We start from the raw sequence: 21223 nt of genomic DNA on the forward strand, positions 1-21223 counted from the left end.
CGATCGTCGCTGCCGGATGGCAGAGTGGAGCCATGGTCGGCACGCCCCGCTTCCTCACCCTGCCTGACGTCGCCGAGGTGCTCAACACCTCCACGGCGCAGGTCTACGCCCTGGTCCGCCGGGGCGAGCTGCCGGCGATCAAGATCGGCGGCCGCGGCCAGTGGCGGGTCGAGAGCGAGCAGTTGGAGGCCTACATCGCCCGGATGTACGACGAGGCACGGGCGTTCGTGGCCGAGCACCCGTTCACCGAGTCCGGCGTCGACGACGACGTCGCCCAGCAGGCTCAGGGCGAGCGCAGCTGATCCGGCTGGACCACCGGCACCCGGCGGTCCTCCCGGAGCTCGCGCAGCGGCAACCAGACCGGTCCGGTCGCGGTGCGTCCGCGGACTGCACCCAGATGCGGGGTCGTGGCCTCGACCCACGCGAGGGTGGCTCCCTTCGGCACCGGCACGACCGTGCTGGCCTGAGGCACCAGGCGGCCCTTCCACGGCTCGGCACCCTCGAAGTGGACCGTGACAGGCGTGGCTCCCGCGGTGGTCATGAGCACCAGGGTGCGCTCCGCCGTACGCGGGAGCACCACCGCCGACCGACGGGTCGCCTCGGGCACCGCGCCCAGCGTGATCGGCCCTCCCTGCGCCGTGCCGCGCACGGAGCTCACCAACGGTGCTGTCCCCTCGACGACCAGGCTGGCACCGCCGCTGCGCAGCAGCTTGCGGGTCGCCCGGTCGAGCTCCACGCTGACCACCTCACCGGCGGGCACCGGGATGGCGTCGAGGCCTGCGGGGGCGGACTCGCTGGCTGCGCCGGAGACCCTGATCTCGGCGCGTGCCGACTCCTCCCCGGGATTGCCGAGCACCAGCTGCAGCCGGGCACCAGCGCCAGGCACGCCTGGAATCACCGCGCGGGTGCTCGGCGCCTGGGTGGCCGGGTGCGCGGAGCCGCGGTCCTTCGCCTGGATCACGGTCTCGTCGTGCATCGCCGCGCCGAGACGGCCTTGTCGCACGATCACGTGCACGACGGCGTCGTCGCGCTGTGGCACGAGCTCGGAGAGGTCGAGGGCGGTCGTCCTGCCTCCGTCGACGGCGATGCCGCGCACCGCGTCGCTGGCGACCGGGCCGTCGGCGCCCCAGATCTCCAGGTCGGCGACAGCCGGCGTGTCGTCCGGGTTGGTCAGGGTCAGCGTCGAGACGTGCAGGCCACCGGCCCCGGCCGCCGCGAACCACCAGTCTCCGCCCGGCGTGACGCATTCGGCGAGCATTCCGCGATCACGGGTCGCGGCGATCAGGCCAGGCGCCCGGTCACCGGTGGCCCGGAGCACCGTGGCGTCTCGTCGAGCCGCCGGGACGACGGTGCTCGTGCCGGAGGTCAGCTCGATGGCACGCGGCTCCGCGTCGCCGCTCGTCGCCGTGAGGGCTCCCGCACCCTCGCTCTCGAGCGGCTGCGCGACGGTGATCTCGGCGCCTGCCGGGCAGGTCAGCTCCGCCTGGGTGAGGGTGGTGGCACCCGGGGTCCTCGCCTGGTCGGGCGTGTGCTGATCCGGCTCGGCGACGGTCGCCAGCGTCGCACCGGTGACGAGCACCGCCACCAGGCCGATGATCAGATCGGGCCCCGGACGCGGAATCCGGAGGCCGCGTCGGGCCGGCCGCTGCGCCACCCGGCGACCTGCTGGGCGATTCATCGTGACTCCCGCTTGCTCGGTCCGCACAGCACCAGCACCACGACCAAAGCGACGGTCTGGAAGGCGATCAGCCAGGGCAGCCAGGCAGGCCCGTCTCCGTCGAGGGCACCGGCGGGATCGCCGTCGACGACCTCCCAGGCCGAGACGGCTCGATCCGAGGTGCTGGCACGAGTCAGTCCGCTCGCGGAGTCGAGCACCTCGATCGCCGAGGGATCTCCGGGCGCAGGGAGCACGACATGCGTGACGCCGTACGACGGAAGCGCGGCCACGACGGCGTCGCTGGGGTCGGTGAAGAGGTCCGCCACGGTGCGGTTGAGCTCCGGGTCAGGCGCGGTGAGGGCCAGGATCTCGGGCTCGCCGATCCGGACTCCGTGACCGCGGTAGACCTGCCAGGTCAGTCCCTCCTCGATCGATCCGCGCACCTCGAGGACGCCGTTGTCCGGGTCCTCCGCAGCGGCATCCGCCAGGTAGGCGGGGATGTCGGAGCGGGTCGGCTCGCCGAGCAGGGTGTCACCGACCAGCCACCAGGCGAAGCCCCCCACTGGGATCACCGCGACGACGACCAGCATCGCGCCGGCGATGACTCGTTGCAGGCCCGAGCCCCGCTGTCGGCGGTCGCCGAGGCCGAGGGCATGCAGCGCGAGCAGGCAGGCGGCGACCAGGGCGAGCTGCCCCAGCACCAGCGGGAAGGCGAGGCTGACCCCGACCTCGCCCGAGGGCAGCTCGACGCGGACCCGGCTGACCAGGAGGGCCCAGGCCCCGCTCAGCGCCGCGACCACCCAGCAGAGCGACACCATCAGCCGGGTTCGGCCCGGCACCAGGGCGAGGAGCGCCGCGAGGACGAGCGCCGGGCCGAGCCACACCGGCGCGGCCGGGCCAGGGAGGCGGCCGGTGATCAGGTCCCAGCCGTCCGGGGCCCGCATCGGCAGGCCGGCCTCGATGAGCAGCCCCGCGAGATCGTGCTGCGCGAGCCCGATCGCCCCCGGCAGGAGCAGGATCGGGGTGACGACCATGGAGGCTGCTACCGGGCCCCAGCCCGAGGGACGAGCCAGCGCCCGGGGGGCGAGCAGCGCGCAGCCGAGGACAGCGGCGACCATCAGCAACAGCGCGACCAGCCAGGCGCCGGGCGTGAAAGCCGTCACGACCGCAAGCAGGAGCCCGGTGCGCCACCCGGCACGCCAGCGCCGGTCGGCCGAGGCCGAGAGCAGCCCCAGGCTGGCACCCGCCAGCCACGGGAGCAGGGCCGTCGAGACGACCACCCCCAGGCGCCCTTGGCCCCAGGCGCCGCTGGCAAGCGGCACGACGGCATTGGCCAGCGCCGCCCAAGCGCGCACCCAGGAGGAGGCCTCACGGCCGGTGGCAAGCCGGGTGAGCCTGCCGGCGAAGCGCCAGGCTCCCCAGGCTCCCAGCGGGACGGCGAGCAGCAGCAGCGCCGAGACCGCGGCGGTCGCGCTGCCGGTGAGCAGCGAGCCCAGTACAGCAAGCGGGAGCAGGTAGGAAGGGGCCGGGGCGTCGGTGCCCTGAGCGAGCGGATGCCAGCCCTCGGTCAGCAGCCGCCACCAGTCGGACGCCGCCGGCGGTGCCGGGGCCAGGGCGCCACCGGCAACCTCGCCGAACGCCTCACGTGCGCCCCACCAGAAGAGAAGGAGCACGACGACGGCACCGAGCGCGACGGGGCTGGTCACCAGACGGACCAGCCACCCGGAGTCGTCCGCGAGATCCTCGTCGTCCGCGTCGAGCACGGATCCTCGGCGCCCGTCGGAGGCGTCTTCGCGCCGTCTGTCTGCGACGTCTCGCCCCTGGCTGATGGCCGCTGAGGCCACGTCAGAGACGTAGTCGAGGCCATGACGGGCAGGCAGCCACCACGGCGCCAGCAGCCCTTCCGGGGTCTCTCCGAGGGTGCGCCGGGCGGCCCGGGCGCGGCGCAGTCGGGCCGGACGGCCGTGCACGGCCGCCAAGGCGCCGATCTCGTCGGCGGCCGCACGCGGGGCGCGGGCAAGCAGGAGTCCCAGCGCGCGGAGCAGCCCGGAGACCAGGAGTCGGATCCAGCGCCACGGGAGCGCGCGTCCGGGGACGTTGGCCAAGGCAAGGAACAGCGCCGCCTCGCGCTCGGCGAGGTGCGGGCGGAACGACGGGTCGCGTTGCCGGTTGCGGGAGGCCTCCACATGGAAGACGACCGCCTCGGGAGCGACAACGACGCGGTGCCCGGCACGGGAAGCACGCCATCCGAAGTCGAGGTCCGCCCCGATGACGGGCAGCTCCTCGTCGAAGCCGCCCAGCGCGGCCAGCACGCTGCGGCGCACCAGCATGCCGGCGGTGTTGACGGCCAGCACCCTGCGGACCTGATCGTGCTGGCCCTGGTCGTACTCGCCGCGCTCGAGGCCCGTCTCCCGGCGCCCGGCTCCGGTGATCGTGACGCCGACCTCCAGCAGCCTGCGCAACGAGGGCCATTCCCGCAGTTTCGGCCCGACCACGTCGGCACCGGTCTCCTCCGCTGCGCGCAGCAGCGCGGCGAGCGCCTCCGGAGCCGGGTTGGCGTCATCGTGCAGGAGCCAGACCCACTCGGTGTCGAGCTCGGCCAGCACGTGCTGGACCGCGGAGGCGAAGCCGCCCCGGACCTGCCGTACCTGCTCGAGGCCGAGGGCGGCGACCAACAGGTCCGTGGACTCGTCTGCACTGCCGGTGTCGACGGCGAGCACGCGCTGCGGCGGGTGCTGCTGGCTCTGAAGTCCAGCCAGCACCGCCGGCAGCCAACGCGCGCCGTCGTGGCTGACCAGGAGGGCAGTGACCGTCACGACCGACAACCCTACGGCCCGCCCCTCAAACGCAGGAGGCTGGCTCAGTGCGTACTCAGACCGCCCGCTTCTTCAACTTACGACGCTCGCGCTCCGACAGACCGCCCCAGATCCCGAACCGCTCATCGTTGAGCAGCGCGGACTCCAGGCACTCCTGGCGGACGTCGCACGTCTGGCAGACCTTCTTGGCCTCCCTGGTGGAACCACCCTTTTCTGGGAAGAACGCTTCGGGGTCTGTCTGGGCGCACAGCGCCCGCTCCTGCCAGCCCGAGTCTTCGGCGTCGTCCCCGTCGAGGAGGAACAGCTCGCGCACGGTACTCCCCTTTCGACCCTTCGGCCGGACCCGATTCTCCGGGCCCGGTGTCCCCTCCGCCGAAGCGGAAATGACGATGTTGGAATTACATGCCTGTCATACCCGGGAAGTCAAGCCCGGATCTGCTATAACCGTCCGGATCTGCCAGGCCCTGCGCCACGCTCACCGCCCGTCGGGCAAGGTATCCCCATGCGTGCAATCACTGTGCTCTCCGGCGGGATGGGTGGAGCAAAGTTCCTCACCGGCCTGCGCCATGCGGTGCGTGAGCGCCTCCTCCCGGAAGTCGCACCCGACGCCGAGATCACGGTCGTCGCCAACACCGCCGACGACTGGTGGGTGCACGGGCTGAAGATCTGTCCCGACCTCGACACCGTGATGTACACGCTCGGCGACGGGATCGACCCGGAGCGAGGCTGGGGACGGCGCGAGGAGAGCTGGCACGTCCTCGAGGAGCTCAAGGAGTACGGCGTCGAGCCGACCTGGTTCGGCCTGGGCGATCGCGACATCGCCACCCATCTCGTGCGGACCCAGATGCTTGAGGCCGGCTACCCGCTCTCCGCTGTCACCGAGGCACTCTGCCGCCGGTGGAAGCCGGGGGTGCGGCTACTGCCGATGAGCGACGACCGGGTCGAGACGCATGTCGCCGTCGCCGATGCTGAGGCACCCTCCGGACGCCGGGTGGTGCACTTCGAGGAGTACTGGGTGCGGATGCGTGCCCAGGTGCCGGCCGAGCAGGTGCTCGTCGTCGGCCTGGAGCAGAGCACACCCGCGCCCGGCGTCGTCGAGGCCCTGACCGGCGCCGATCTCGTCATCGTGCCGCCCTCCAACCCGGTCGTCTCCGTCGGCACCATCCTCGGCGTGCCCGGCATCCGCGAGGCGCTGCTCGACACCCCGGCTCCGGTGGTCGGGCTCTCCCCCATCGTCGGCGACACACATGTGCAGGGGATGGCGGAGCAGATGCTCACCGCGATCGGGGTCGAGGTCACCGCCGCCGGCGTCGCCGGTCACTACGGGGCCCGGTCACGCGGCGGAGTGCTCGACGCCTGGCTCATCGACGCAGGCGACGCCCACCACCTGCCTGCCGTCGAGGCGCTCGGGATCCGGAGTGCCGCCGTACCGCTGATGATGACGGACGTCGAGGCCACCACCGCGATGGTCGTCGCGGCCCTGGAGCTCGTGAAGTGACAGACCCACAGACCACCCCCCCGACCGGGATCCGCATCATGGCGCCCGAGGGCGTGGGCGAAGTACTCGAGGGTGCCGACCTCGCAGCGTTGCTGCTCACGGTCTGCGCGCTCGAGGACGGAGACGTGGTCACCGTCACCAGCAAGGTCGTCAGCAAGGCGGAGGGACGACGGGGTCACGGCGACCGCGAGGTGGCGCTCGCCGCCGAGACCGACCGCGTGGTGGCGCGGCGCGGGCCGACCGCGATCGTGCGCAACCATCTCGGCCTGACGATGGCCGCGGCCGGGATCGACAACTCCAACGTCGCGGCCGGCGAGCACCTGCTGCTCCCCTGCGACCCCGATGGCTCGGCGCGCACGCTCCGCTCGGCCCTGCGGGAGCGGACCGGCCGCAACGTCGCCGTGGTGATCACCGACACCGCGGGGCGCGCCTGGCGGCACGGGCAGACCGACATCGCCATCGGGGCTGCCGGCCTGCTGGTGCTGGAGGATTTCAGCGGGCGCACCGATCCCTACGGAAACCTGCTTGCGGTGACCGCTCCCGCCGTAGCCGACGAGATCGCCTCGGCCGTCGAGCTCGCCACGGGCAAGCTGGGAGGCCGCCCCTTCGCGGTCCTGCGCGGCCGAGCCGACCTGGTGCTGCCACACGACGACCACGGGCCCGGGGCCCGCGCACTCGTCCGCGAGGACGGCGAGGACCTCTTCGGCTTCGGCTCCCGGGAGGCGGTCGTGGCCGCCCTGACCGGCCGCGACGCCCTGGCCTTCGGTGCACCCGCGCCGTGGGAGGACCTGGCGCGCGCCCTCGACGAGCTGGCTCCCGGAGGTTCCGAGGCGGACGACGACGGAGCCGTCTGGAGCCCGCGTGCCGACGCCGTGCTCCCTCCCACCGAGGTCCTCGCAGCCCTTGCCTTCGCGCACGGCTGGCGCATCGTCGCAGCGGACCTGCCGGTCTGGCTCCGCATGCAACCGGTCGTTCCGTAGACTCTGCCCCCGTATCCCGCAGTCCTGTCGTCCAGAAAGCCTGATCCGTGGCCACTTCCAAGAACTCCCGGCGTGAACGCGCGCAAGAACTGCTCTCGCAGCAGAAGCGCGCAGACAAGCGCCAGGGCATGATCATCGTCGGCGTCTGCGTCGGTGTCGCCGTGCTGATCATCGGTCTGGCCGCGTTCCGGCCCATCAAGGACTGGTGGGATCTGCGCGATCTCAAGGGCAAGGACATCGACCAGATCGGTGCACCCGCCTCGGTCTGCAGTCCGCTCATCACCAAGGCCGCCAGCGGCAACCAGGAGCACGTCGACCCCGGCACGAAGATCGACTACCCGGAGGCGCCTCCCGCCTTCGGCAAGCACGAGGTCTACCCGGACGACATGGTCCGCAAGCTCTACACCAAGACCGATCGTCCCAACATCGAGCAGCTCGTGCACAACTCTGAGCACGGCTACACGATCCTGTGGTTCAAGGACATCGACCGCGGCAGCGACGAGTGGGACAACCTCAAGGCGATCGCCACCAAGCTCAAGGGCACCAGCAACCTGCGGCTGAAGTTCAAGGCCGTCGAGTGGACCGACGACGACCCGAAGTGGTCCGACGACGGCAAGGCGTGGAAGACCCCGGACGGCAAGGACGTCGACACCGACAAGATGCACGTCGCGCTGACCCACTGGTCCAAGGGCGGCGAGGACGCCGACATCTCCGACACCTCCAAGCAGGTCGGCGTCTGGCAGTTCTGCTCCGAGGTCTCCGGGGCCGCTCTCCAGGACTTCATGCTGAAGTACCCCTACCTGGACTCCCCCGAGCCCAACGGCGGCTGACCGTCGGGTACGCGCCCCTCGCGGGTCGAGTGCGCGCAAACGACCCGTCGAGTGCGCTCAGACGGTCGTCGCGCAGTCGACCCGCGTCCCCGGCTCCAGCCGTACGCCGGCAGTCACCCGGGCGTCGTCGCCGATAGTGCTGCCCTCCACGACCGCGTCGCTCCCGACCACGGCGCCGGGACCGACGACGGAGTCAGTCACCTGCGCACCGGCCCCGATGCGGGCACCGGTCATGATCACCGACCCGGAGACCACCGCACCGTCGTCGATCCGGGCGCCGGCCATCACCCCGCTGCCGCCGGCGACGGAGGCAGCTGCCGCCACCCGGGCGGCGGGGTCGATCCGGGCCTCGCCTGCCGCACCAATCGCCGGCGTGGGCGCTATCCCGCGCACCACGTCGCGGGACGCATCCACCAGCGCCTGCGGAGTGCCCACGTCTCGCCAGTAGGCGGTCTCGACGTAGCCGACGACGAGCCGGCCCTCCCCCACCAGTCCCGGGAAGGTCTCGCGCTCGACCGACACCTCACGCCCGGTCGGGATGGTGTCGATCACCGAGCGCCGGAAGATGTAGCAGCCGGCATTGACCTGGTTGGTGACCGGGTTGTCGGACTTCTCGACGAAGTCGAGAACGCGGCCGTTCTCGTCCGTAGGAACACAGCCGAACGCACGGGCATCGGCGACCTCCACGAGGTGGAGGGAGACGGCGACCGACTCCTCGCCCCGCGGGGTGTCGAAGTCCTTCAGCTGGGCGGCCAGGTCATGACCAGAGAGGACATCGCCGTTGAGGATCACCACGGCCCCGTCCGGGTCCGGATCGAGTGCGTCGGCGACGTTGCGGATCGCACCACCGGTACCGAGCGGCACCTCCTCCAGGACGTAGCTCAGCCGGATCCCCCACCGGGACCCGTCACCAAGGACGGGTTCGAACTGGTCCGCGTGGTAGGAGGTGGCCAGGACCACGTGCCGCACGCCGGCCTCGGCCAACCGGGAGATCTGGTGCTCGAGGAACGGCACACCGCCGACGTCGAGGAGATGCTTGGGCCGGCGGGCGGTCAGCGGGAGCAGCCGGGAACCGAACCCCCCGGCGACGATCACCGCCTCGGGCGCCTGAGATCGATCCGTCATGGGCCGCACCCTAGCGGTGCGGGCGGGGAGTGGAAGACTGACGGCATGGCTGAGACCTTCCCCGCTCTGGTGTCCGACCTGCTCCGGGCCGACCCCGGCCGGCCCTTGGTCACCTTCTACGACGACGAGAGCGGGGAGCGCACCGAGCTCTCCGTCGCGACCTGGGCGAACTGGGTCGCCAAGACCTCGAGCCTCCTCGTCGAAGAGCTCGACCTGGGCAGAGGCGACCGCCTGCACCTCGACCTGCCCACCCACTGGCTGGGCGCGGTCTTCCTGGGCGCCGCCTGGACGGTGGGCCTGGTGGTGGTCGACACCCCGGAGACCGCGGACCTGATCGTCTCAGGCCCGTCGGGCCTGGAGGAGCACGCCGAGCGCGACATCCCGGTGATCGGCTGCGCCCTGCTGCCTCTGGGCGTCCGGTTCCCGGACGGCGTACCGGAGGGGGTGCACGACTTCGGCGTGGAGGTCTGGTCGCAGCCGGACTCCTTCCTGCCCTGGGACCCGCCGGGCCCCGACGACGAGGCCTTGCCCGGCCGGACCCAGCGCGATCTGCTGACACCCACCGCCGGCGAGGAGATCCTCGCCGACGGCGGGCGCCTGCTGACCACGGCGAATCCCGCTTCCCCTTCGGGTCTCGCCAGCTTCACCGAGCCCCTGGTCAGGGGCGGCTCGGTGGTCTGGGTCCGCAACGCGGACCCAAGCCGTTGGCAGGAGAGGTACGCCGCCGAGCGGGCCACCTCGACCTGGCCCTGATGCGATCACCCCGCCCGGTCATACTTCTTGAATCCCTGGGCGAGGAAGAGCGGCGCACCGAAGCCCTTGGCGGTGCCCGGCAGCACCCAGAGATAGCCGTCGCCCGTCGAGCGCACCACGAGGTCCTGGCGCCCGTCGCGGGTCACGTCGCCGGGACTCATCACCAGGTCGTAGCCGCTCAGGCTGGTGCTGATCTTGCTTGGCGCACCGGTGAGGCCACCGGGGCCGTTGCCGTGGTACCAGGTCAGTTGGGTGCCGTTGCGGATCAGCACGTCGGGAGCGCCGTCGGCGTCCCAGCGGCCCAGGCCGTACTGCGCTGTGCCAGCCAGGCTCCCTCGCGCGATGAAACTCGCCCGGAAGCCCTTGCCCGAGCCCGGATAGACGCGCATCGCACCGCCCTTCGGCTGGCCCATCAGGTCTGGATAGCCGTCACCGGTCACGTCGCCGACGGCGGCCAGCAGACCGACCGAGCCGAAGCCCGTGGCAACCCGGACCGGCGCCGCGAACCTGTTCTGCCCCAGCCCGCGGTGCAGCCGCAGGTTGCCGGAGGTATCGCGGGTGATCACGTCTCCGAAGCCGTCCCGGTCCCAGTCGCCGACGTTCAGCAGCACGTCGCTGTTGGCGAAGTCGGAGCCCAGCTTCACCCGGCTGCCGATGTTGCGCGTGCCGGCATGCGGCAGGACCCGGACCTTGCCTCCCGAGACCCCGACCAGGTCCGGCCGCGAGGTACCGCCGACAGCTCCCGCGGTCAGCGAGGCGAGTCCGCTCAGCCCCGTGATCGGACCGACGGCGTGCTTGAAGTCGCCCTTGCCGTTGCCCGGCAACACCCAACCCTGTTGGGTGCTGCGGGTGCGCACCAGGAGATCCGCCTTCCCGTCGCCGTCCAGGTCGCCGAAGCCGCTGATCTGGTCGGCCCCGTCCCACGAGCCCGCGACGGCGCGTCGGGCTCCGAGTGCGATCGTCCCGGTGCCGGGGTGTAGCCACAGCTTCCCCGCGCGATCGCGAGCGAAGAGGTCGGGCAGGCCGTCGCCGGTGACGTCGCCGGTCGCCGCCGTGGCGTCGTACGAGCTCCAGGAGGCGAGTGGCTTGCCCTTCTTGATGCCGCCCTTGCCGTTGCCTCGGAAGAGGTAGAGCGTGCCGGTCTTCGGATTGCGTGCGACGAGGTCGTTCCGCTTGTCGCCGTTGAGGTCACCGACCGCGGTGACCTGGTCGAGGCCGACGAAGCGGGTGCGCTTCTTGATCGGCGCGGCGAAGCCGCTGCCGGTGCCGGGCAGCACCCAGCTGGTGCCGTCGGCGGCCAGCGCCACCAGGTCGGCGCGGCCGTCACCGGTCAGGTCGGGGCTGGCAACGACACTCTTGTAGCTGCCCGAGATCGAGTTCTGGCTGAGCGGGGCCGACCAGCGCAGCATCCCGCCCGTCGGCACCGCGAACACCTTGCCGTTGCGCTTGCGCAGCAACAGGTCGGGCTCCGGCGAGCCGACGATGTTGGTTGCCAGGTCGCGCCCGCTCCAGTCGCTCTGGTGCTTCGCCGCAAGCTTGCGAATCTTCGGGATCTTCGCATAGAGGTAGCGCCCAGGGCAGGCCGTGGCAGCGGCGTCACGGTGGCCGTTGATCGCCTGGAAGCTGCGGGCGCCGACCTGCTGCTTGGTGCTCGAGGCATCCACGCCGTGCAACGAGAGCTTCCACGCCATGAGCTTGCCGTAGGCCTTCACCATCACCCCTGGTGGCTTGGTGATGTCGAAGTTTCCGATCGCGGACATCGCGAAGGCGTAGTTGTTGTAGTTCAGGGTGTGCGCGCCAACGACCGGCAGGTCCACGCCGCCGTACCGGCCCTCCCAGATCCGTCCGAAGCGGTCGACGAGGAAGTTGTAGCCGATGTCGCTCCAGCCGCGGGAGCGCGTGTGGTACGCGTAGATGCTGCGGATGATCGCCGGGACGTCGTCCTTGCTGTAGTTGTTGGCGTTGACCGTGTGGTGGACGAAGCCGGCGTGCACCTCGTAGTAGCTCGGCGAGCCGTCGCGCATCTTCTCGTTGGCGCCCCACTGCGCGCGGGAGAAGATCTGCGGCTTCTCGGTGACGGTCGTCGTGGCTTGAAGTGCGAGGTCACCCTCGTCACTCGGCAGTACGGCGCCCTCGCCCCCGGCCTCGCCCTGGCCCTCGCCCTCGCCCTCGTCCTGGCGGAGCTTCGCAGTGTCGATCGCCGGCGCCTCGGTCTCCGTGGCCCGGGAGTCGCCGGGCGCCACGACGGCCAGGCGCAGGTCGGCGGGGCTGGCCACGCCCTCCGCCGTCGTTGCCCGTGCCTGCACCTCGTCAACGGCGCCGACCAACAGGGCGTCCGTGCCGGGTCGTGCCTGCTGCCCTTCGGCGCTCTCCGGGTCCGGGCCGTGTTCCTCGTGGTACTCGACCGTGGTCCACTCCGACCAGACGCCAGCCTTCCGCGTCCTCACCTCCACCGAGATCTGGTCGTCGTCCAGGCGCTCCTCGGAGCTCCAGGTCACCCCCACGGCTCCGTAGCCGTCGACCTTCTCGGGCGCGCTCACCATCGTCCGCTTCGCCGGAGAACCCTCGGAACCACGCCGTGGCGGTGCCGACCGGTCCTCTGGTGCGGCGCCGGCTCCGGCATCTGCCTCGGAGGCCGGAACCATCGGGTACTCCTCCACGACCGGCTCCACCGGTTCGGTCTCCACTGTCGCCGGCTGTGCGTCGCTCGGCTCTGCACCACGGTCCGTGGGCACGCCGCTGATGGCGCCCCGAACCGAGGAGGGCAGTTCCGGCTGGCCGACCTGCGGCGACGCCTCCCTCGGCAGCGCTGCGATCACGTCCAGCGAGATGACGTTGGCGGCTGGTGCGAGCACGGCGAAGACAGCACCGAGGGCCAGCAACTGCTGGCAGACGGTGACGAATCTGGCCTTGTTGGGGCGCATGTCGGGTCACTCCGGTGTGGGGGAAGGTTCACACGAGTCCCAAGTTTCACACCAGTCACACCCCTCCTGGCAAGAGGAAGTGAGTAACTACAAACGTGTAATTTCCAGTCGACACGCCGACGTGGTTCAGATTCTCTGGTTTTCTCGCCGCGCCACTGCGCCCGTCGGCGCCCCGCCCCCTCCGTCACACCAGCACCACTGGTATGCGAAAACCCCCGCTTGTGGGCCGTAGCTACAGCCCACAGGCGGGGGTTTCCCCGCCCGGGCGGGGAAACTGGTGTCCGTGCTTCTGGCGGCTGGCGGCCGCGCTCGCGGGCCCGGCGGGGGGCGGTCAGATATCGGCGCCGAGGTCCTCGTCGTCGTCGACCTCGGGGGGCATGTCCTCGTCCGGGTCGTACTTGAGGTACTTGATGCCCTCGTTGACGTCTCCGTCGAAGCCGAGGCGGCCCTGCTCCAACACGATCACGCGGTCGCACATCTTGCGCACCGAGCCGGCGGCGTGGCTGACGTAGAAGAGCGTGCGCCCCTCGGCGCGCACCTCCTGCATCCGAGCAAGGCACTTCTTCTTGAAGGGCTTGTCGCCTACGGCGAGGACCTCGTCGGCCAGGAAGATGTCGGAGTCGACGTGCACCGCCACAGCGAAGCCGAGACGAGCGAACATGCCGGAGGAGTAGTTCCCGACCGGGGTGTCCAGGAACCGGCCGATGTCGGCGAACTCCACGATCTCGTCGAACTTGCGCCGTGTCTCCGCCTCGGTCATACCGAGGACGGCCGCGTTGAGGAAGACGTTCTCGCGCCCCGTCAGCTGCGGGTGGAACCCGGCGCCGGTGGCGATCAGGCCGGCGATGCGGCCGCGCGTCAGCACCTTGCCGGAGTCCGGCCGCATGATGCCGTTGACCAGCTTCAACAGGGTCGACTTGCCGGAGCCGTTCAGGCCCATCAAGCCGATCGACTCACCCTGCTCGACGGTGAACGACACGTCGTCCACGGCCTTGAAGGTGTCGGTGATCTCCCGCCCCTTCACCGCGGCGACGGTCATCTGCTTGAGGGTGCGCTGGTAGCGGAGCGTGAAGTACTTCGTCACGCCGTCCACCACGATCGAGGTGCTTGCCGAGTGACTCACGTCAGCCGCTCCGGGATCTTGTTCTCCAGCCTCCGGAAGATGAACTGGCCGATCGCCAGCATCACCAACGAGGTTCCCAGTGCGAGGAACGAGTAGGCGAAGAGATGGTCGGGGATGTGGTGCTCCTGCATCTGGGTCGGGTGGTCCGTCGTACCGATCCAGAAGGCCTGCTGGACCAGGAGCACCGCGTCGGCGATCGGGTTGAAGAGGTAGTACGCCGCCGCTGGCCCGAACCGCTCCTCCACCATCGTGAACGGGTAGATCATCGGGGTGCCGAAGCGGACGAAGTTGGTGAGGATCCCGACCAGGCTGCCGACGTCGCGGAAGAAGACGTTCGCTGCGCTGAACATCAGCGCAAGCGCCGTGCCCAGGATGCCGATGATGACCACCGCCAGCAGGAAGCCGGCCATGCCGATCAGTGTCGGCGTCCAGCCCATGGCCAGGCAGATCACCAACAGGATCAGCACCTGCGGGCCCATGTGGTAGAGCGAGACCAGCATCGAGGCGACGGGGAACATCTCCCGAGGCATCGCCATCTTGCGGACCAGCGCCTTGTTGCGCACGATCGACCGGGTGCCGGCCCCGAAGGTCTCCACGAAGAACTGCACCACGATCAGGCCACAGAAGACGTGGATGGCGAAGTTCTCGGTGCCGCGGCCCATGATGATGCCCATCACGAACCAGAAGATGAACAGCTGGCTGAGCGGGTTGATGTAGGACCAGATCAGGCCGAGCACCGAGCCCTGATAGCGCGCCGAGACCTCCCGGCGCACCAGCAGCCGGAGCAAGTAGCGTCGTCGGAAGACCTCCAACAGGCCCGCGTCGGGGGACGGCGGGCGCAGCGGGGCGTCGACGACCCGGACCGGGTGGGTCTCAGCCATCGGCACCGTCATCGGCCTCGGTGTCTGTCAGCCCGAAGGTCGCTGCCCAGGCATCCGGCGAGGTCATCTCGGCGAGGTGCGCCCGGTAACGCTCGGCGAGCGCCGGCCACTCCTGACGGAGCCGGTTGTGCATGGCGACGGTCCGGCGCAGCAGGTCGCGGTAGCGGTCGGGGTCGCGCCGGTAGAGCGCCGCCGACGTCCCGTCCGGCATGGAGACGACCGCGGAGTCGTAGCGAGCGAGCCGGTACCAGCGTGCGTCCATCGCCGTGATCTCGGCCTCGGGGAACTCACCGGCGAGCTCGCGCGGCTTGCGGAACTGGCGCAGCGGGGCGAGGGCGGCCGCCATCAGCTGGGCCCTGCGACCGGGTACCTCGAACTCGTCCTTCCCGCGTTTGGGGGGCTTGTGGCGGCGTACCGGCGGGAACGCCTCGCGCTCGACCTTCAGCTGGGCGTCGGAGAACGGCTTGACGTACTCCCGGACTGCGCCCAGCTTGATCGGCAGGTCGGCGTGCAGCTGCTCGGGCCCCGCGAAGACGTCCTCGAGGGCCATGTGCCGCAGCTCCACCGTCGAGTACTGCATCGACACCAGGTGCGAGAGCTGGTGGTTGAAGCTCTCCAGGATCATCCGCCCGCCCTTGGGGTAGGTGGAGTGCAGCAGCGCCGCGACGAAGCGGTTGCGCTGGTGGAAGTAGGCCTGCCAGTCCAGCGCGTCGTTCTTGTCGCTCCACGGCACGTGCCAGACCGCCGCGCCGGGGAAGGTCACCGTCGGATATCCCGCGGCCTTGGCGCGCAGGCCGTACTCGGAGTCGTCCCACTTGATGAAGAGGGGCAGCGAGAGCCCGATCTCGGCGATCACCGAGCGCGGGATCAGGCACATGAACCAACCGTTGAAGTCGACGTCGGTGCGCTGGTGCAGCCACCGGGCAGAACGCAGGTTGCGGGCGCCGAAGTCCCAGTCGTTGACGGCGTACGACGGCGACATCCACCAGAACCGGTAGGGCTGGATGATCTCGCCGAAGGAGTGCAAGCGGGAGCGCGCGTAGAGGCTGAACATGTGGCCACCGACGAGCGTCGGGCGCTTGCACAGGTCGCCGAAGGTGACCGCGCGGATGATGCCCTCGGGCTCGCAGACGACATCGTCGTCCATCATCATCGCGTAGGTCGCGGTGCCCTTGCGCAGCGACTCGAACTGGCCCCGCGCGTAGCCGCCGGAGCCGCCCAGGTTGGCCTGCTCGATCACCCGCAGCTTGCCTGCGAGCGCCTTCTCCGCCGCCGGGAAGACCGCCGACCCGCTCACCTTGTCGGTGCCCTGCTCCATCACCAGCACCTCGTCGAGGTACGGCGCCAGCTGCTCGTCGTCGCCGAGCTGGCCGAGGAGCTCGGCACAGAAGTCGGGCCGGTTCATCGTGGTGATGCAGATGTCGACGGTGCCGTGCGCGGCCCGCTCCTCGGGCACCTCCGCGGACCATTCCGCCTGTTCGACGACGGCGCCGTCCTCGCCGGCCACGACGTCGTACCAGTACCAGCCTCCGTCGACGAACGGCTTGAGCGTCAGCTCGAAGCGGACGCTCTCGGCTTCGCTGCCGGTCACGGTGACGGAGTCGACGCGCTGGGAGCGGCCGTTGGCCATCGACTTGTAGACGGTGACTGCGGTGCCCGCGCCGCGCACCAGCACGTCGAGCGTGACCGCGTCGACGATGGTCCACCGACGCCAGTAGCTGGCCGGGAAGGCATTGAAGTAGGTGCCGAACGAGAGCTTCTCCCCCGCCGCCATCCGCAGCGCGGTGCGGGAGAGGATCTGCTCGGGATGGATGCCGTCGCCGCTGGAGATCGACTGGCGCAGCGCGGCCCGGTTCAGCTCCTTGGCCGCGTGGGTGCCACCCACCTCGTACTTGTCGGCGTCCAGGATCGCCGGATCCGGGTCCACGTACAGCGGGAAGACGTCGGTGTCTCGGTCGAGCGGGAAGACCTGCCGCTGCAGGAGCCGGCGCGCGGTGCTCGTCATCAGGCGTCCACTCCCCCGCTCTTCAGCGGCTCACCGTCCGCGAAGTGCGGTCGCAGCTTGTTCTCGAACATCGACAGCGCCGAGCCGATCGCCATGTGCATGTCGAGGTACTTGTAGGTGCCGAGTCGGCCGCCGAAGAGCACCATCGGCTCCTCCTTCGCGAGATCGCGGTACTTGAGCAGCTTGGCGCGGTCCTCGGCGGTGTTGATCGGGTAGTACGGCTCGTCGCCCTCCTCGGCGAAGCGGCTGAACTCGCGAACCACGATCGACCGGCCCTTCTTGTACGTCGCCGCACGCTCCGGGTGCAGGTGCTTGAATTCGAGCTCGCGCGTGAACGGCACCTCGGGGTCGTTGGCGTTCACCACGCCGGTGCCCTGGTAGTCGTCGACGTCGAGCGTCTCCTGCACCAGGTCGACGGTGCGCCAGGAGAGCCGGCCCTCGCAGTTGCCGAAGTACTCGTCGACCGGGCCGGTGTAGACGATCGGGACCTTGCCCTTGAACTCGTCAGCCACGGCGAAGAAGTCGGTGTCGAGACGCACCTCGATGCGCTCGTGGTCGGCCATCCGCTCCAGCCAGGCGGTGTAGCCGTCGGTCGGCAGGCCCTCGTACTTGTCGTTGAAGTAGCGGTTGTCGAACGTGTAGCGGACCGGGAGGCGCGTGATGATGTCCGCGCTCAGCTCCTTGGGATCGGTCTGCCACTGCTTGGCGGTGTAGCCCTTGATGAACGCCTCGTAGAGGGGGCGTCCGATCAGGGAGATCGCCTTCTCCTCCAGGTTGGTGGCGTCTTCGGTGCGGATCTCGCTGGACTGCTCCGCGATCAGTGCGCGCGCCTCGTCGGGCGTGTGGGACTTGCCGAAGAACTGGTTGATCAGGCCCAGGTTCATCGGCAGGGAGTAGACCTGCCCGCGGTACTTGCCGAAGACCCGGTGCTGGTAGTTGGTGAACGTCGTGAAGCGGTTGACGTACTCCCAGACCTTCTCGTTGCTGGTGTGGAAGAGATGGGTCCCGTACTTGTGCACCTCGATCCCGGTCTCCGGGTCGAACTCGCTGTAGGCGTTGCCCCCGATGTGGTGCCGGCGCTCCAGCACGAGCACACGGAGGCCGAGCTGCTCGGCGCAGCGCTCAGCGATGGTCAGACCGAAGAATCCGGAACCGACGACGACTAGGTCTGGTGCAGACAAATCAAACTCCTGGCGTTTCGGGGCGGGGTGAGTCTAGTCGGCGGTTGCCCGGGAACCCGCCTTCGCGACGCCGGGGAGCTGCCGCATTCCCCGCGCTGAGCGGATGGCCTTCATCACGTTCGAAGCCTCCCGGCGCCCTCCACGAAGGGGGCTCAGCAGCACCACCATCAGGGTGATCAGCCAGGGCTTGGCGCGCACCAGCGGGTTCTCGCCGTACCGGAAGTGCACCACGAAGAGGTTCCGGAACATGTAGAACCCCTTCCAGGTGTCGAGTGCGTGCTGCTGGTCGAAGTCCAGCTGCCGCACCATCACCGCGTCGCGGACGCCACGCACGTCGAATCCGGCGCGACGGGCCCGGATCACGAAGTCGACGTCGTCGTAGAAGATGAAGAAGGTCGGATCGGGGAGGCCGATCGCGTCCACGACCTCCCGCTTCACCAGGAAACCCTCGAACGCCACGTTCTCCAGGGGCACGGTCTCCGGCAGCGCGGCACGATCGGGGTACGCCGAGTCGACGCTCGCCGTCTTCGGCCGGATCCGCAGCGGGTTGGCGAGGTCGAACCGGAGTGCGGCCTTCTCGACCAGCCGCCCGGCCCGATCCTCGCGGATCGCCGCCAGGCACGGGGTGTCGTGGCCGAGCAGCACCTCGAGACAGTCGGGTGCGGGCACCACGTCGTCGTCCATGAGCCAGATCCGGTCGACGCCCAGGCCGTGGGCGTGGCGCATGCCCTGGTGGAAGCCGCCTGCACCGCCGGTGTTCTCGGTGCTGCGGAGCACCTCCAACGGCAACGCGGAATGCTGGGCGAGGACGGCGGCGGTGTGATCCGTGCTCGCGTTGTCGACCACGACCACCGCGTCAGGTCGTCGCGTCTGGGCAGCGAGGCCGGTCAGCGTCAGCTCCAGCAGGTCGGCGCGGTTGTAGGTGACGATCACCACGGCGACCGACTCCCGGTGGCCCGAGCCTGTCGACGGACCGAGACCACTCATCGCAAGAACCTCCCCCGGTAGTCGAGCCTGTCGAGACCACTCATCGCAAGAACCTCCCATGTCCTGTGAAGTCGTTGCGAAGCCCGGCCCGGATCCCCGAGGCACTCAACCGCAGCCGCTTCGCCGACGGCCGGGTGACGGTGTAGAACCAGGCGGTCTTCACGATGAACGCCAGCACGAAGAGCCAGCCGCGGTGGTTGCGGAGGTTGACGACGTTGTTGCGCGACATGCAGTAGTGCTTGAGGTCCGACGGCGAGTGGTTGTAAGTGGTCCGGCCGAACATCATCGGAGTGCCCAGCTCCCCCACCGAGGGATGCCGGACGACGGCGTCGACGACCGTGGCGATCTGGGCACCCGCCTCCTCCGCGCGCAGCCGGTAGTCGTGATCGTCGCCCCAGATGAAGAACTCCGAGCGCGGCAGCCCGATCCTCGTCACCAGCTCCCGCGTGACGAGGACGCCGTTGAACGGGATCACGATGTCGTCGATCCGGCCGGCTCGAGCCGCACTCCTGGCGTCGTCCACGCTGTGCACGGTGCGGGCCCCGCCGGGCAGCCGGATCGGGAAGACCAGTTCCTGGGGCGCCTCGCGGTCCACGACGAGCGGCCCCCAGAAGTCCAGGCCGCGGTGCTCCAGGAGGGTAGCCAGGCACTCTGGGTCGGGCAGTCCGTCGTCGTCCATCAACCAGACCAGGTCGGCGTCGAGCTCCATCGCCCGCCGGACCCCCTCGTGGAAGCCTCCGGCGCCGCCGCGGTTCTCCGGCAGCATCACCGGCACGAGGGGTACGCCGTCAGCCCGCTGGGCCTCGTCGCGCAGCCACTCTCCGGTGCCGTCCGTGCTGGCGTTGTCGACGATCAGGATCGAGGCCAGGAGGGGGTTCACGCGCAGCGTGGCGACCAGCTCGCGGAGCAGGTCGAGCCGGTTGAAGGTGACCACGACCGCGACGATTGACACGGCGCCCACCCTACGGTCAACAGGCGGCCGTGAGGTCGTCGGCCTGATTGGCGGCGTACCCGTTGTCGTTGTCGCGCAAGGAGCCGCCGCGCTGGGTCTCGGTCGGCTCCTGGCCGGCCTGCTTCGCCTTCGGCGCTCCACCGTCTGGCTTCTTGCCCTCGGCCTTGTCGATGCCGGCCTGCACCATCCGCCGGATCTTGGCGAGGTCCGGGTCGGCGGTGTTGATCGCGGGCGGCACGAGAGAGACCGTCGAGATCTTCTGGTCCTTGGCCTTCAGGGCCAGCTCGACGAACGTCGCGAACTGACTGCGCGGCAGGTTCGTCTCGACCAGCCCGGTGGTCGCCTTGGTGATCTCCTTGTAGTGCTTGAGCATCGTGGCGGGGCTGATCTGGGCTGCCATCGCGCTCATCACGCACTTCTGCCGCGCCATCCGCGAATAGTCGTCCGAACCCTCGCGGGCGCGAGCGAACCAGAGAGCGTCGTGGCCGTTGAGCTTGCGCTGGCCCGGCTCGATGTAGCCGGTGACGTCGCTGCCCAGACCGCCGACCGGGATCCGGTCGCGCACGTTGAGCTCGACACCGCCGACGGCGTCGACCATGTCCTCGAAGCCCTGGAGGTCGACCATCGCCCAGTACTGGATGTCGAGGTCAGTGATCCCTTCGATCGCCTCGATCGTCGCCTCCACTCCGGGGTTCTTGGACTTGCCGAAGAGCTCGGTGTTGTCCTGCGCCCAGGTGCTGACGCCGTTGAGGTAGCAGCCGTCGCAGTCGAAGCCGTCGGGGAACTGCTCGGCCATCACCGAGCCGTCGCGGAACTTGAAGTTCGCGAGGTTGCGCGGCAAGCCGATGAGGACAGTCCGGCCCGTGTCGGCGTCGATGCTCGCCACCGTCATCGAGTCGGTGCGCAGCCCCCAGCGGTCGTCTCCCGAGTCACCACCCAGCAACAGCACGTTGTAGCGACCGTGGGAGGCGTCCTTGGCCGGGCCGTCGGCGAAGGTGAGCATGAAGTCGCGGTGCACGGTCACCAGGTGCGCGCTGAAGAGAAGCACCCCGGCAACGCCGAGCACCAGGAAGCCATTGACGCCCACCACGGTCAGCCGCTGCCGGCGGACCAGGCTGAGCGGCTGCCCCAGGCGCCAGGCATCCACGAAGAGCGCCGCCCATCCGACGGCCAGCAGCATCAGGACGAAACGCAGCAGGTTGAGCCACAGTGGGCTGGTGCCGAACCGCAGCGCCAGGCCGGGCCACATCCAGAAGAGCAGGCTGCCGGCCAGCCCCAGCCCGACAACGACCGCGGCGACGCGCAGGGCGAGCCGACCGACGTCCCGGCGTCCGGCGACCAGCTGCGCCGAGCCGGGCAGGACGAGTGTCATGAGCATGAGGGTGAGCGCACGCCGGAAGCGCACCTTGGCGGCACGGTCGGTCGTGCGGCTGCGACCGTGTCCACTCGGCGACCCGGGGGAAGTGACGGGTTGCATCGAGGATGCCTTCCTGGTGTGGGGCGATGTGCTC

Annotated in this window: 17 protein-coding genes; 5 read left to right on the forward strand and 12 right to left on the reverse strand. The window is 70.0% G+C overall.

Annotated elements, in window-relative coordinates; genetic code table 11:
- The first annotated feature begins 32 nt into the window (after positions 1-32).
- Positions 33-302 carry a helix-turn-helix domain-containing protein gene (locus tag DNK54_RS07250; RefSeq protein WP_110206269.1) on the forward strand — a complete coding sequence of 90 codons (270 nt, stop codon included), beginning with the start codon at positions 33-35 and terminating at the stop codon, positions 300-302.
- On the opposite strand, the gene DNK54_RS07255 is transcribed toward DNK54_RS07250, so the two are convergent.
- Genes DNK54_RS07255 through DNK54_RS07265 form a run of 3 tightly spaced genes read right to left on the reverse strand, consistent with a single transcriptional unit; the run spans position 284 to position 4786 of the window.
- On the reverse strand, positions 284-1678 hold the full coding sequence (locus DNK54_RS07255; protein ID WP_162602335.1) for a DUF5719 family protein: 1395 nt from the start codon (positions 1676-1678) through the stop codon (positions 284-286). The two genes, DNK54_RS07250 and DNK54_RS07255, sit on opposite strands and share 19 nt — an antisense overlap.
- The gene (locus tag DNK54_RS07260; protein ID WP_162602336.1) at positions 1675-4473 is read right to left on the reverse strand and encodes a glycosyltransferase; all 2799 of its coding nucleotides are present in this window, start codon (positions 4471-4473) and stop codon (positions 1675-1677) included. The genes DNK54_RS07255 and DNK54_RS07260 overlap by 4 nt, the downstream gene beginning before the upstream one ends.
- 55 nt (positions 4474-4528) lie before the next feature.
- A complete protein-coding gene (locus DNK54_RS07265) occupies positions 4529-4786 on the reverse strand; it encodes a WhiB family transcriptional regulator (protein WP_110206272.1) in 258 nt (85 codons plus the stop codon).
- A gap of 189 nt (positions 4787-4975) precedes the next feature.
- On the opposite strand from DNK54_RS07265, the gene cofD reads away from it, so the two are divergent.
- From cofD to DNK54_RS07280, 3 genes are read left to right on the forward strand one after another with little or no spacing between them, the layout of a single operon-like run.
- On the forward strand, positions 4976-5971 hold the full coding sequence (gene cofD / locus DNK54_RS07270; protein WP_110206273.1) for a 2-phospho-L-lactate transferase: 996 nt from the start codon (positions 4976-4978) through the stop codon (positions 5969-5971).
- Positions 5968-6951, forward strand: coding sequence for a coenzyme F420-0:L-glutamate ligase (cofE, locus tag DNK54_RS07275; protein ID WP_239459969.1), 984 nt, complete (start codon positions 5968-5970; stop codon positions 6949-6951). Before cofD ends, cofE begins: the two co-directional genes overlap by 4 nt.
- Before the next feature lie 47 nt (positions 6952-6998).
- On the forward strand, positions 6999-7781 hold the full coding sequence (locus tag DNK54_RS07280; RefSeq protein ID WP_239459970.1) for a DUF3105 domain-containing protein: 783 nt from the start codon (positions 6999-7001) through the stop codon (positions 7779-7781).
- A gap of 57 nt (positions 7782-7838) precedes the next feature.
- Here DNK54_RS07280 and DNK54_RS07285 read toward each other — a convergent pair whose 3' ends face one another.
- Positions 7839-8906 carry a nucleotidyltransferase family protein gene (locus DNK54_RS07285; RefSeq protein WP_110206274.1) on the reverse strand — a complete coding sequence of 356 codons (1068 nt, stop codon included), beginning with the start codon at positions 8904-8906 and terminating at the stop codon, positions 7839-7841.
- Positions 8907-8951: 45 nt separating this feature from the next.
- Between DNK54_RS07285 and DNK54_RS07290 the strand changes: the two genes are divergently transcribed.
- On the forward strand, positions 8952-9659 hold the full coding sequence (locus tag DNK54_RS07290; RefSeq protein ID WP_110206275.1) for a TIGR03089 family protein: 708 nt from the start codon (positions 8952-8954) through the stop codon (positions 9657-9659).
- 5 nt (positions 9660-9664) lie between these two features.
- Here the strand turns inward: DNK54_RS07290 and DNK54_RS07295 are convergent, their stop codons facing one another.
- The 8 genes from DNK54_RS07295 to DNK54_RS07330 form a co-directional block, all read right to left on the reverse strand.
- Complete coding sequence (locus DNK54_RS07295; protein ID WP_110206276.1) at positions 9665-12583, reverse strand: FG-GAP-like repeat-containing protein; 2919 nt, start codon at positions 12581-12583, stop codon at positions 9665-9667.
- 331 nt (positions 12584-12914) lie between these two features.
- A complete protein-coding gene (locus DNK54_RS07300) occupies positions 12915-13706 on the reverse strand; it encodes an ABC transporter ATP-binding protein (RefSeq protein ID WP_110206277.1) in 792 nt (263 codons plus the stop codon).
- Positions 13703-14587 (reverse strand): ABC transporter permease, encoded by an 885-nt coding sequence (locus DNK54_RS07305; protein ID WP_110206475.1) that lies wholly within the window; start codon positions 14585-14587, stop codon positions 13703-13705. The genes DNK54_RS07300 and DNK54_RS07305 overlap by 4 nt, the downstream gene beginning before the upstream one ends.
- Complete coding sequence (locus tag DNK54_RS07310) at positions 14580-16592, reverse strand: glycosyltransferase (protein WP_110206278.1); 2013 nt, start codon at positions 16590-16592, stop codon at positions 14580-14582. The genes DNK54_RS07305 and DNK54_RS07310 overlap by 8 nt, the downstream gene beginning before the upstream one ends.
- Positions 16592-17773, reverse strand: a complete 1182-nt coding sequence (gene glf, locus DNK54_RS07315) for a UDP-galactopyranose mutase (protein ID WP_110206279.1) — start codon at positions 17771-17773, stop codon at positions 16592-16594. Before glf ends, DNK54_RS07310 begins: the two co-directional genes overlap by 1 nt.
- Before the next feature lie 33 nt (positions 17774-17806).
- The gene (locus DNK54_RS07320) at positions 17807-18760 is read right to left on the reverse strand and encodes a glycosyltransferase family 2 protein (RefSeq protein WP_110206280.1); all 954 of its coding nucleotides are present in this window, start codon (positions 18758-18760) and stop codon (positions 17807-17809) included.
- Between the two features lie 40 nt (positions 18761-18800).
- Positions 18801-19712, reverse strand: a complete 912-nt coding sequence (locus tag DNK54_RS07325) for a glycosyltransferase family 2 protein (RefSeq protein WP_239459971.1) — start codon at positions 19710-19712, stop codon at positions 18801-18803.
- Positions 19713-19728: 16 nt separating this feature from the next.
- Positions 19729-21084, reverse strand: a complete 1356-nt coding sequence (locus DNK54_RS07330; protein WP_239459972.1) for an LCP family glycopolymer transferase — start codon at positions 21082-21084, stop codon at positions 19729-19731.
- Between the last annotated feature and the right edge of the window lie 139 nt (positions 21085-21223).

The organism is Nocardioides daejeonensis (assembly GCF_003194585.1).
GTDB lineage: Bacteria > Actinomycetota > Actinomycetes > Propionibacteriales > Nocardioidaceae > Nocardioides > Nocardioides daejeonensis.